We start from the raw sequence: 11,992 nt of genomic DNA on the forward strand, positions 1-11,992 counted from the left end.
GAACTTGACGATAGCGGATATCCGGGCTTACCCTGCTTGCCAGCAAGGTGTTGAGCCCTGCCCTCGTGATTTGTAAGGCCGGCTTGCGGCGAGGTAAAAGAAACGCGCTAAAGAGGCTCTGACACGGCATTTAGCCGGCTGTCATGGTTTCCACGGTCAATTTAAGAGATTGAGCTGCTTTGGCAGGCACATATGGGCCTGTCTGCTGCTTGGTCTGACACGCCAGAACCGGATACAAAGACCCATGAGTGACAACAAGATTGCATTTTCTGAAGCGTGGCGCCCCGCAACCCGTCAGCTCCATGCTGGTGTGGAACGCACGGAATATGGTGAAACCAGTGAAGCCGTGTTTCTGACCTCCGGCTTTGTTTACGATAATGCCGAACAAGCTGCCCGCACCTTCCGTGGTGAGGAAGACCACTATCAGTATAGCCGCTTTGGCAACCCTACGGTTGCAGCTTTGGAACGCCGACTGGCAGATCTGGAAGGCGCAGAAGCCTGCGTAGCAACGGCTACTGGCATGGGTGCTGTATCCTCCGCCCTGCTAAGCCACGTTAAAGCCGGAGACCGAGTGGTAGCTTCTCGCGCACTGTTTGGCTCCTGCCACTGGATTGTTGCCAACCTTCTGCCCCGTTATGGCGTAGAAACCGTTTTTGTAGATGGCTGTAATCTGGACGAATGGGCAAAAGCACTTTCCAAGCCCACCGCCGCCGTACTGCTGGAAAGCCCATCCAACCCCATGCTTGATATTCTGGATATCCAAGCTATTTCAGATCTCGCCCACAAGGCAGGCGCGATTGTGGTGGTGGATAACGTGTTTGCTTCCCCTGTTTTCCAAAAGCCTCTCCAGTTGGGCGCGGATGTTGTTGTCTATTCCTGCACCAAGCATATTGATGGCCAAGGCCGCGTGCTCGGCGGTGCCGTGCTTGGCCGGAAAGACTGGATTACAGAAACACTTCAGCCTTTTACCCGTAATACGGGCAACGCGCTTTCTCCTTTCAACGCATGGGTCATGCTCAAGGGGCTGGAAACACTTTCCCTGCGCGTCAACGCCATGGCAGCCAATGCCGCAGCCGTTGCTGATTATCTGGCATCTGCCCCCGGTATTGTAAGCGTGCGCTATCCGGGCCGGGCCGATCATCCGCAGTATGAACTGGCTAAACGCCAGATGAGCGGCAGCGGAAGCCTGATTGCCTTTGAAGTAAAGGGCGGCCAGAAAGGCGCATTTGCGTTCATGGATGCCTTGAAGCTGATTGCCATTTCCAACAATCTTGGAGATGCACGGTCTCTGGTCACACACCCTGCCACAACCACACATTCCAAAGTGAGCGCAGAAGACCGCGCAGTGTTGGGCATTACGGATGGCGCCATTCGCTTTTCCGTTGGGCTGGAAGACAGCGCAGATCTGATAGATGATCTCGCCCGCGGTGTTGCCGCCCTTCAGGCTCTTTAAACAATACCAGCATTTTCCCTCCCCTCCGCCGTAACAGGATCGGGAGGGAGAATGCTTGGCATAACAGATGGGTTCGTGATAGGTGCAACCACCATCCCGTACCATAAACAGGATATTCCATGCCCGACTGGGCCACTTCTCCCCTTTTGCAAGATCCAGAAGAAGCCATGAACGAGCTATTCTCCTCACTGCCCGTCTATGAGGCCGTTACGGAGCATGTGCGCGTACAGGTACAGGTGTTCTGGCTGCCAGATCAATCCGAACCAGATGAGCATTCCTACTGCTGGGCCTATCGTATCCGTATTGGCAATGATGGTACCCAGCCTGTGCAACTTCTGGAACGCACATGGCACATTACGGATACAGCCGGGCACACAGAATATGTGCACGGTTCTGGCGTGGTGGGAGAACTGCCGGTTATTCAGCCCGGTGCGCTTTATGAATATACCTCCGGGGCATCCCTTACCACGCCGGGCGGATTTATGAGCGGACACTACCTGATGCAGGATAAAAGCAGCGGCAGACGGTTTGATGTCAGCATTCCTGCTTTTAGCTTGGACAGCCCTTTTCTGCTCCGCCAGATTCACTAATCCGCCCCATTCATATCCCTATTTTTTCTGGAGTGTGGCATGAGCGTGCCTCCATCTGATACATCTAAGCGCCCAACACAAGCAGAAGCAGAACAGGCTGTACGCACCCTGTTGCGCTGGGCTGGCGATAATCCGGATCGTGAAGGCCTGCACGATACCCCCGCCCGTGTTGCCCGCGCTTACACCGAATTTTTCTGCGGGTATGAAATTGACCCCGCAGCCCTGTTACGCCGCACCTTTTCCGAAGTGGAAGGGTATGATGAAATTGTGCTGCTGCGTGATATTCGCTTTGAAAGCCACTGCGAGCACCATTTAGCCCCCATTATTGGGCGGGCACATGTTGCCTATCTGCCGCGCCAGCGTGTTGTAGGTATTTCCAAACTGGCACGCGTGGTGGATGCCTATGCCAAGCGTCTGCAAATTCAGGAACGGCTCACGGCACAGATCGCCAATACCATCAATGATGAATTGGAACCGCACGGGGTTGCCGTTATTATTGAATCTGCCCACGAATGCATGACAACACGCGGTGTGCATAAACCCGGTGTTTCCATGGTAACCAGTACTATGCTGGGCGTTTTTCGGGAAAATTCAGACACACGGCGTGAACTCATGGCAATGCTGAACCGCCCAGCCGTCTGCGAATACTAAAAAAGACTTCTCTCCCACTATAAAATAGATGGGAGAGAAAAGACTTTGGGCCTTAAATACTTACGTTTGCACCCAGCACCTTAAGAAACTGAGCCAGCCACGCTGGGTGCGCGGGCCATGCGGGCGCTGTTACAAGCTCCCCATCCGTTACGGCTTCCGTTACCGGAATATCAGCGTAAGTGCCGCCAGCCAGTTCCACATCTGGGCGGCAGGCTGGGTAAGCTGAAACTTCACGCCCCTTGATAATACCCGCAGCGGCTAAAAGCTGTGCCCCATGGCAAATTGCGGCAATAGGCCTATCGGAAAACGCTTTTACAATTTCCAATACCCGCGCATTCAGACGCAGATATTCAGGCGCACGCCCACCAGGAATAATCAGCCCCAGATATTCATCCGTATCAATGGCATCAAAGTCTGCATTGAGCACAAAAGCATGGCCGGGCTTTTCGCTATATGTCTGCGCACCTTCAAAATCATGAATGGCCGTCAGCACCTTATCGCCCGCTTTTTTGCCGGGGCAGATCACGTCCACCTTATACCCCACCATCAGCAGGGCCTGATAAGGCACCATAATTTCATAGTCTTCTACGTAATCACCTGCCAGCATCAGCAGTTTGACATCATCAGTCATGATGACCGTTCCCTTTCAAGCCTTCGCGCAAACGCGGCATCAACTCCACAAAGTTACAAGGGCGGTGGCGGCTATCAAGCTGGAAAACCAGAATGTCATCCCAACCATCCTTCACAGCCCCCGTAGAACCTGGCAGCGCAAACAGATACGTGCCACCAGCCACACCAGCCAACGCACGAGACTGAATGGTGGATGTACCGATCTTGCGATAAGACAACATACGGAACAGCTCGCCAAAGCCTTCAATGCGTTTTTCCAACACGCTTTCAAAAGCCTCTGGTGTCACATCACGGCCAGTTACACCTGTGCCGCCATTTGTAATAACAACATCCACCTGCGGATCAGCAATCCACTTGCGCAGTTGTGTGGCTATCTTGTCTGCATCGTCCGAGATAATGGCCCGATCAGCCAGCACATGGCCCGCACCTTCAAGCCGCGCAACAAGCGCTGCCCCAGAGGTATCTGTTTCTAGCGTGCGCGAATCCGAAACGGTAAGCACTGCAATACGAACAGGAAGAAATGGCAGGTTGGTATCGATTTTAGACATTGAGAGAATCTTATCTCCATAATTCTGATGCAGAACTGCACCATATGGCCGTAATAATGGCCTATTTTTATATAAAAAATCCATTAAACTGCACAACAGCGTCTACAATCGCATAAAAATTGCTTTAGAAAACGGGAACCGCAGTATCCCGAAACCCAAGGCCACACTTTTTTCTGCTGAAATATGAGGTGGCCGAAAGAAATAAAAATCAAGGGAACATGATTAAACACCTTCACCTCCATTTTCCTTTTCGCGCTTTATGGCTGACCTGCCTGCTTATTCTGTCTTTTTTTGTTGTTTTACCTGCGCATGCACAGTTGCTGACAGGTGGAAACAGCGCCGTGGGCCTTTGGCCCAGCTTGCGGGTAGATAACGAAGCCGATCAGGTAGAAGATCCCGGCCCGCTTTTTTCTGCACCCTATGGCAAGGATCATTTTTTTGGAAACTGGTGGGGCGCGCAGCCTTGGCTGCTCAACCACGGCATTCATATTCTGGCAGATGTGCATGAAGAACTTGCAGGCAACTTTAGGGGCGGCCGCAGAAAAGGTGTGGATAATGCCGGACAGGTGGGTGTGGAGCTTGATGTAGACTGGGGCAAACTCACCAATGCCGACATCATGAAAGGGTTCTGGACCCACATGATGGTGGTAAACGGGCATGGCCGTAACCTGAGCACAGATTACATTGGGGATTCACTCGGCGGCGTGCAGCAGATTTACGGTGCACGTGGTAACGTGGTGGCCCATCTTGTTTACCTGTATGGTGAACATGCTTTTCTGCACAACCATATCGATATCAGCGCTGGCTGGATTCCGGTTGGCAGCTTTTTTGCCGCCTCCCCGCTGTTTTGTATGTACATGAACGTTGCCATGTGCGGGAACCCAGCCCCCACCAAATACACAGAAGGCGCGCGAGACTGGCCATCTGGTAACCTCGGCTTTGTTGCGCGCGTTATGCCCACAAAACAAACCTATATTATGGCGGGCCTGTTTGCTGTTTCCCCCCATGCTTATAACGGCGGCATTTCTGGCTGGGCTTGGGCGCAGGATGGCTTGGGCAAGTTTTCCTCCCCAGTTGAAATTGGCTGGCTGCCTTCTTTCGGGCGCAACCATCTGGTGGGCCACTATAAGGCTGGGTTTGGCTACGATAACTCCAAATACAAAAATCTGCTGAATGACGTAAACGGCAATGCATGGGTGCAAACCGGCGCACAACCGCAATACGAGGCAGGCCGCGCAAGTGCATGGTTTATGGCTGACCAGATGCTGATGCGGAATGGTGATGGCCCAACCAATGGCCTAATCGCACTGGCCGGTTGGATGTGGTCTGATGGTAAAACCACAGCCATGTCTCACCACGTATGGGCCGGTATGACAGAAACTGGCGCAGCATGGGGCCGCCCCAATGATAGCGTTGGCGCCATGTTCCAGTGGATGACTATGAGCCGCGCCTCTGTTCTGCAACAGGAAGCTGCATTAGCTGCTGGCGTGCCCTTCCCCGATAACCAGTGGGGCAAGGTGTGGGGTATTCAAACCCACGAAAACATCTACGAAGTGTTTTATAACGCACACGTTGCCAATGGCATGTCTTTGCAGCCGGACTTCCAGTATATCAACCGCCCCGGTGGTTCCACCGTGTTCCATGATGCTGCCGTTATGGCCCTTCAGTTCAACGTGGTGATGTAAAACTTTCTTGCGGGCGCAGGCTTAACATCCTGCCCCGCAATGGCGCGAACAGTTCCGCATGGCATGTGAGAATAAGGATCTGAAAGCGCTTTGCGGCTTCTGCCAGCACATCAAACAAACGTTCCAGCCGCATTGAATCTGCAAAACTCAGCGCATCATCCAGCACCAAAATAGCTGGAACACCGCGTGCATGCAGCATTTCAGCAAACCCCAAACGCACCAGAACAGCTATCTGCTCGCGCGTGCCATCAGAAAGATCTGCCACATCTTCCCGCTGAGTGCGCGAAAGGGCAGCTACTCCAAAATCTGCATTCATTTCCAGTGCAGCGCCAGGAAACAGAGCTGAAAATGCAGGCTGCATGGTTTTCACCAGCGGCCCCATATAGCGTGCTGTTTGCTCCTGCTCCGCCTTGCTTAAAACCTGATCCAGCAAAACAAGGGCAGATCTATCTCGCGTGCAGGCGGCCTCTTCCATATTCAAGCGCTGCTGGTGCCGGTCTGCCTCTGCTATGCGCTCATCCAGCCCTTCACCTTCTGCTCCACGCACACGGGTTTCGCGTTCACGTATATCTTCACGCAGCCGGGCTATGGTTTCGCCATCCGTTTTCTGGGCCTGTTCACGCCGTTGAATACCACTTTCCACTAGGCTAAGAGGCTGTTCTTGCTCGCGTGCCTGCTCACAATGCTCCAAGGCGGCTTGTGCTGTTTGCTGCTCCTGCTGGCAGGCCTGCTTGCGTTGGACTAATGCTGCATCCGGCTCACGCTCCTGCCAGAGCGCCAGTTCGCGCTGCACACGGGCTAGCCCGGATACCTGCTGCTGTTGCGCAGCACTGGCTTTATCCAACTCCGTTTTGGCCGTTATCAGCACCTGTTGCGCATCACGCTCTTTTTCTCGCGCTTGATCTACCGCTACGGCTGCATCCTGCTCCTGCTGCACGGCTTCATCTGGCTGGCAATTAAGATCACATTCCTCAGCACTTCCGATCTGGCTGGCCAGATTTTGCGCCAAGGCCTGTTTTTTCTGTGTGCATGCTGCTTCTTCTCTGGCCAGAACCTGCCGCAATTCCAACAGAACCTGATCAGGGGGTGCGCTCTTTTTATTGGGCACTGTAGCGGCAAAAACGGCCTTAGCTTCCTTAAGCTGACGTTCCGCCAAGCAGCGCTTTTCGTAATGTTGCTCGGCTTCTTCTGCATTTTGGCAGCCAGCCTGTTGCAAAATATCTGCTAATGCTGCTTGGGCTGTTTGAAGAGCCTGCTGCAATTCAACCGTATTTCCCCCAATCGAAGGGGTAATAATAAACCGGCCAATGCCTTCAATCTGAAGTTCAGCAGGAGCATGCAGCAGGCTTTTACCAGATGCGCAGACTTGACCATTTAACAGAACATGTTGCGAAGCTTGCGGCAGCAAATCCATTTCCAACACAGTGGCTTGCGCTTGCAACTGTTGTTCCAGCGTTGCCACTTTCTGGGCTGCTTTACGCACGCGCTGGATTTTGGCTTCATCCATCGGCAACGCATCAAAAACGGCTTGCGCCTGTTCTATTTGAGCAAAAGTTTCCTGCACATGCTTTAGGTTTTCACGCTGGCGCAAAAGTGCTGCTTCCATGTGCTGCACTTCGCGCTGCTGCATGCCATGATGCAAAACAGCACGCCGCACCTGATGGCGCTGTACTGCCTTAAGGCATTCAGCCTGAGCAGCCTGATACCGCAAATTGGCAACTTTTTCGTATTCTGCCAGTTCTGCAAGATCTTGTTTACTGGCCGCAATGAGTTGCTCTAACCGCGCGCATTCGGCCCGGTGCTCTTGCCGCCGTTCCTCTTCATCTCGAATATTCTGCAACTGCTGCACTGCTGCGGCTTTTCTGGCCTGCGCGGCTTTTTCCTCTGCATCCAAGTTTCGCAGGCGGTCTCTTACGGCCCGCAGTTTATGTAGTTCTTGTTCTTCCTGTTTTTGCCGTTCTGGGTTTTCCTGCTCACGCAACATACGGCGAGTTTGTTCTAGTAAAACCAGATCTTCTTCCAGCGTAGCACGCTTGGCATGCAGGCTTTTCAACGTTTCTGCTGCTTTGGCCTGATCTTCCAGAAGCTGCTTATAACGCCCTGTGGGTTTGCCTGTAGTGGCGGTTTGTAACTGCCCCAACCGGGCCTTTACACGCTCCAGCATAGCCCCCGCTGTAGCAATACCGGTAACTTCCTGAATACCTTGTTCCAAACAGTTCTGAATACTGGAACGGCCTGCATTGTTCAGAACGGGTGCAGCAAAACTTTCCCCTTGGCGTACTAAAAGAGCATTCCACAAACCTGTTGCTTCGCTTTTGCCGTTCTTCTCCAACTCCAGCAGAGCATTCAGGCGTTCTTCTGCTGTATCCCCATCAAAACGCTCCTGCCCCAGATCAAGACGCGCAAACGCGCCCTTCATGAAGCGTTTTTCCAACCAGCAGGATTTACCACTCCATTCAAACCCGACGCCAATATGGGGCGCACCGCCGCCATAGGGCTGCATGTCTTTTACAGATTGGGCTTTGGAACCATGACGTAAGGTTAGTGCTGCCCGTAGAGCCATCAACAATGTGGATTTACCGGCCTCATTCGGGGCGGCCAGCACATTCAGCCCATCGCCCAACCCTTCCAGACGCACTGGTGATGTAAACCGACGCACACATTCAAGCTGGATATCTGTTAGAATCATGCTGCGGCACCTTCTACTTCGTGCCAGAACAGGAACAGCCTTTGCAGGGCCTCCCTTGCCACGGCACCTTCCTCACCCCCCTGCTCAACCATTTGTAGCAGTTCTTGGGCAGCCACCTTTACCGTTGCTGAGGCTTCAAGCCGCTCCAGATCCTGTGCGCCTGCAACCAGTTGGGGAGCGCCGGTTATACGTAAACACGCCACCGCACTTTGTAAGCGCGAGAGAATAACACTCTCGTATTTACGCAAATCATCCACACCCAGCAGGCCAGAAACTTCCAGCCATGCCATAACAACACTAGGATTATCCGGGTTTATACTTCTTACACGGGCTTCCAATGCTTCAATATCTTCACCATTGGTCAGCACAATATCTTCCAGTTTGCGCCAGAGATACTTACCCGTTCGATGCCGAGAAATAACAGGTTGAGCACATGGACCATCTACTGACACAACCAGCGTTTCTCCGCCGCCTGCGCCACCTGTTACAAAACGGTCTGTTTCCGGGGTGCCAGAATAACAGGTGTGCGCATCAATCTGGCAAAAGCCATGCCAATCTCCCAACCCCAGATAGGCAAGCCCAGCCTGCTTTGCCCGATCCAGCGCAATAGGGTTATGCTCGGCTTCCTGTCCATTACTAAACCCGACAACAGATCCATGCGCCAATCCAATACGCAAGGCTTCTGGCGGGGTGGCCGCATCATTCATATAATCGGTAAGATCAGAAAGCGTATGCCGCCGCTTGAGCACAGCAGGCAGCAACCACGCACTATATGTTTTATCTATTTCCACCGCTTGTGGGCATGTATGCAGATGCACATTGTCTGGCACCGCATCTTCACGCCTTAAACGTGCCCACACACCCTCTGCCGTATCCGCATCATGGTTACCGGGAATAAGATGCCACTGCACATCGGGAAACTGCCGCATCCGCTCCATGGGTTGATGCAATGTGCGTCTTTCTGGTGTTTCGTGCTCATAAATATCGCCCGCCACCAATACGCAGGTCACCCCTTCCTGCCGCGCCAAAGCGCCAATCGTGCGCACAACATCTACACGCGCGGCCTGTAACGCACCCAGTGTATCATCATCTGCAAAACTAAATGTCTTGCCGATCTGCCAATCTGATGTGTGGATAAATTTCATGAATTCTGGCGCACTCCATCACGCAACTGGCAGAAAAATTTCACTTTTCCATGACATACCCAGATCGTGAGCAGCCATCCCTTAACCTCACTTCATCTTATCTTATCATTAGGTTAGATATAATTCACACCCTCGCCATCTGGCCTGACCCGCGTTAAGCGCAACCCCCCTCATCACTCATGGCATCACGCCAAAGATTATATTTTATTTTAAGAAGCATGCTGATACTGCGAGATTCGCTCTCACCCGCCTTGTCTGGCCGGAAATGGCATGCCCCCTAATATGAAGCAAAGAGGTTAAAGACAGAGCAGACATGACAACAGAAACACCGGCAGCATTCCGTATGGGATCTTGGAAGACACTGTTTCTTCCCCTGCCACGCAGCATCTTCGCACATGGCTGGTTTCTGTTTTGTCTGCGCACGTGGCTGTCTGCTGTTCTGGCGCTTGCCACAGCTTTCTGGCTCCAGCTTTCCTCCCCCGGTTCTGCTGCTGTTACTGTTATGATCTTGGCGCAGCCCACACGCGGGCAGGTGCTCTCCAAAGCCCTTTACCGGCTGGCTGGCACAATTATTGGGGCATTTGTCGCGCTGTTTTTAACCGCTTGCTTTAATCAAGAGCGTGGGGTTTTTCTGGGCGGCGTGGCGCTATGGTTAACGTTATGCACCATTATGGGGACATTGGAGCGAGACTTCCGTGCCTATGCAGCCATGCTTTCTGGCTACACCGTAGCCATTGTGGGCATTAGCTGTATTGATAACCCGGCTTCTATTTTTGATGTTACCGTTAACCGTGTGTCGACCATTGTCGTTGGCATTGCAGCCACCGCTGCCATTAACGATGTGTTTGGGTCTCCCACCGCGTTTGAAAAACTGGCAGCCAATCTGCGCCGCACGGGTGAAATGGTGCAACGTATTGCGCGTGATGCCATAGCAGGCCACGGCGTACCAGATGACATGACATGCGCGGGGCTGGCTGGCGAAATTATTGCCCTGACATCTCAGGTTTCCTTTGCCAAAACCGAGCTTGCTGATGCCAAGCTGCGCCTTGCAGGTGCGCGCTCCGCCATGGTGGCCTTGCTGGAAATGCTAACCTGTAGCCGTGCCATTGCCAATGTGCTGCGCCGGGGCAACATCTCTGGCCCCATACTCAAACATATTCGCACATCATTTGGAGACGGTACTCCGGTAGAATCTCCCCTTCAAGCTGTGCATGATCTGGAAGATCTGGCCAAGGAAGCCCACGCAGAGGAAGCATCTCTTGGCCCAACGCTAGATGAAGCGTGGCTGATTGAACGTTCCATGGCGCTTCTGTCCGATGCGCGTTGGGCAGCAGATGGCATAGATGCGCTCCAACATGGGCAACGTGCTCGCACACAGGCGCCAGAACTCAAGATTGATCAGCATCATGATGTTATTGCGGCCCTACTCAATGGCTTGCGCACCCTGATTGGATTTTCCGTCGCGGCCGGGCTGTGCATTATCTCTGATATTCCCGCCACTTACAGCGCGCTGTCTCAGGTTGCCATTATCCTCACCTTGGCCGCCACCACGTACAATGCACGCGGTTTTGGTATGGGTGCCCTTATAGGTACGCCTTTGGCTATTGCCGTGGCCGCAGTGCTGAACTTTGGAGTGCTGCCCCACGGTGCAGACATGCCTTTTCTGGCAATGGCTATTCTCCCCATTATCTTTGGCGGTTGCTTACTGCTGATGAACCCCAAAACAGCCACTATTGGGTTTAACGCGGGTGTCTTTTTCTTTGTGATTTTGGGAGTGGCGAACCAACAGAACTATGAGCCCTCTGCGTTTATAGATCGCAACGTGTTGTACCTGTTTGCAGCCATTATTATCTTTATCTCACTGGTGCTGTTGTTGCCCCCTTCTGCCACAGGCAGGCGCTTCCGAGTTGGCATTACCATCGGGCACGATTTGCTGCTTCAGTTTGAAGGGCATGGCGAACAAGCCGGTTCCGCCCTTATCAGCCGCCATTATGATCGGCTCTGCCGCATTCTGGAATGGAACCGCTACCTGCCTAACAACAAGGCAAAACAGCGCGTTTTCTCCCGCCTTGCCAGTTTAGATGAACTGAACTTGGAACTGGCCCGCGCACGCCGCCATTTGCAACGCGCCGCCACTATTCCCGCCATTCGGCTGGATGCGGAATCTGCCTACCGCGCCACCATTATCTACAACGTGGATTCAGCACTTTACCGCATGAAGCGCAAAGCCCGCGTTCTGCTTGATCACTCCATCAACCTGCCACATGGCCAGATGGCTACGGCCCTTGCTGCCGTATCCGCCATGGTTGGCGCCATACATTTGCTGGAACACAACCGTTCCGCTTTGCATCTGTATGATCTTGTTCCTGTGCCAGATCAGCAATGGAAGGCCCGCTAACATGGAATTACGCCCTGTTCTGGATATAGGCGGGCTGCTTGTTTCGTCCTTTGTTGTCCATGCCGGATTGGCTATTGCCACCCTGCTGGCTCTTAACCCGGTTCTATCCAAAGTACGTGCCCGCCGCGTGGTATGGAACCTGCCTCTGGCTGAATTTGGCATTCTTATATGCCTTATCGGCCTTTACACTATTTTGTTGTGAA

Annotated in this window: 10 protein-coding genes and 1 riboswitch; of the genes, 6 read left to right on the plus strand and 4 right to left on the minus strand. The window is 53.0% G+C overall.

Going from position 1 to position 11,992, the window contains the following annotated elements; translation table 11 throughout:
* Positions 1-52 precede the first annotated feature (52 nt).
* Positions 53-132: riboswitch (SAM riboswitch) on the plus strand.
* 112 nt (positions 133-244) lie between these two features.
* The 3 genes from metZ to folE all read left to right on the plus strand — a co-directional run bounded on the left by metZ (position 245) and on the right by folE (position 2,694).
* Positions 245-1,453, plus strand: coding sequence for an O-succinylhomoserine sulfhydrylase (gene metZ / locus FKW31_RS06965; RefSeq protein WP_150178167.1), 1,209 nt, complete (start codon positions 245-247; stop codon positions 1,451-1,453).
* Between the two features lie 119 nt (positions 1,454-1,572).
* Complete coding sequence (gene apaG / locus FKW31_RS06970) at positions 1,573-2,043, plus strand: Co2+/Mg2+ efflux protein ApaG (protein WP_006116417.1); 471 nt, start codon at positions 1,573-1,575, stop codon at positions 2,041-2,043.
* Positions 2,044-2,082: 39 nt separating this feature from the next.
* Entirely contained in the window at positions 2,083-2,694 is a 612-nt protein-coding gene (gene folE / locus FKW31_RS06975) for a GTP cyclohydrolase I FolE (RefSeq protein WP_006116416.1), read from the plus strand.
* Positions 2,695-2,746: 52 nt separating this feature from the next.
* On the opposite strand, the gene FKW31_RS06980 is transcribed toward folE, so the two are convergent.
* Positions 2,747-3,325 (minus strand): DJ-1/PfpI family protein, encoded by a 579-nt coding sequence (locus FKW31_RS06980; RefSeq protein WP_150178168.1) that lies wholly within the window; start codon positions 3,323-3,325, stop codon positions 2,747-2,749.
* Positions 3,318-3,956, minus strand: coding sequence for a molybdenum cofactor biosynthesis protein B (gene moaB, locus FKW31_RS06985; protein ID WP_193562055.1), 639 nt, complete (start codon positions 3,954-3,956; stop codon positions 3,318-3,320). Before moaB ends, FKW31_RS06980 begins: the two co-directional genes overlap by 8 nt.
* A 134-nt stretch (positions 3,957-4,090) precedes the next feature.
* On the opposite strand from moaB, the gene FKW31_RS06990 reads away from it, so the two are divergent.
* Entirely contained in the window at positions 4,091-5,557 is a 1,467-nt protein-coding gene (locus FKW31_RS06990) for a carbohydrate porin (RefSeq protein ID WP_150178169.1), read from the plus strand.
* Here the strand turns inward: FKW31_RS06990 and FKW31_RS06995 are convergent.
* Positions 5,541-8,246, minus strand: a complete 2,706-nt coding sequence (locus tag FKW31_RS06995; RefSeq protein WP_150178170.1) for a GTP-binding protein — start codon at positions 8,244-8,246, stop codon at positions 5,541-5,543. The genes FKW31_RS06990 and FKW31_RS06995 overlap by 17 nt on opposite strands.
* Positions 8,243-9,391 (minus strand): DNA repair exonuclease, encoded by a 1,149-nt coding sequence (locus FKW31_RS07000; RefSeq protein WP_150178171.1) that lies wholly within the window; start codon positions 9,389-9,391, stop codon positions 8,243-8,245. The genes FKW31_RS06995 and FKW31_RS07000 overlap by 4 nt, the downstream gene beginning before the upstream one ends.
* Positions 9,392-9,704: 313 nt before the next feature.
* Between FKW31_RS07000 and FKW31_RS07005 the strand changes: the two genes are divergently transcribed.
* Both FKW31_RS07005 and FKW31_RS07010 read left to right on the plus strand, forming a co-directional pair.
* Complete coding sequence (locus FKW31_RS07005; RefSeq protein ID WP_150178172.1) at positions 9,705-11,789, plus strand: FUSC family protein; 2,085 nt, start codon at positions 9,705-9,707, stop codon at positions 11,787-11,789.
* 1 nt (position 11,790) lies between these two features.
* The gene (locus FKW31_RS07010; RefSeq protein ID WP_003624554.1) at positions 11,791-11,991 is read left to right on the plus strand and encodes a DUF1656 domain-containing protein; all 201 of its coding nucleotides are present in this window, start codon (positions 11,791-11,793) and stop codon (positions 11,989-11,991) included.
* The last annotated feature ends 1 nt before the right edge of the window (position 11,992 follow it).

It is taken from the genome of Acetobacter sp. DmW_136 (genome assembly GCF_008690365.1).
Classification (GTDB): domain Bacteria; phylum Pseudomonadota; class Alphaproteobacteria; order Acetobacterales; family Acetobacteraceae; genus Acetobacter; species Acetobacter oryzifermentans.

Excerpts from the sequence above, each read along its gene's own strand:
- metZ (WP_150178167.1), top strand. The coding sequence starts at position 245 with ATGAGTGACAACAAGATTGCATTTTCTGAAGCGTGGCGCCCCGCAACC.
- apaG (WP_006116417.1), top strand. The coding sequence starts at position 1,573 with ATGCCCGACTGGGCCACTTCTCCCCTTTTGCAAGATCCAGAAGAAGCC.
- folE (WP_006116416.1), top strand. The coding sequence starts at position 2,083 with ATGAGCGTGCCTCCATCTGATACATCTAAGCGCCCAACACAAGCAGAA.
- FKW31_RS06980 (WP_150178168.1), bottom strand. The coding sequence starts at position 3,325 with ATGACTGATGATGTCAAACTGCTGATGCTGGCAGGTGATTACGTAGAA.
- moaB (WP_193562055.1), bottom strand. The coding sequence starts at position 3,956 with ATGGATTTTTTATATAAAAATAGGCCATTATTACGGCCATATGGTGCA.
- FKW31_RS06990 (WP_150178169.1), top strand. The coding sequence starts at position 4,091 with ATGATTAAACACCTTCACCTCCATTTTCCTTTTCGCGCTTTATGGCTG.
- FKW31_RS06995 (WP_150178170.1), bottom strand. The coding sequence starts at position 8,246 with ATGATTCTAACAGATATCCAGCTTGAATGTGTGCGTCGGTTTACATCA.
- FKW31_RS07000 (WP_150178171.1), bottom strand. The coding sequence starts at position 9,391 with ATGAAATTTATCCACACATCAGATTGGCAGATCGGCAAGACATTTAGT.
- FKW31_RS07005 (WP_150178172.1), top strand. The coding sequence starts at position 9,705 with ATGACAACAGAAACACCGGCAGCATTCCGTATGGGATCTTGGAAGACA.
- FKW31_RS07010 (WP_003624554.1), top strand. The coding sequence starts at position 11,791 with ATGGAATTACGCCCTGTTCTGGATATAGGCGGGCTGCTTGTTTCGTCC.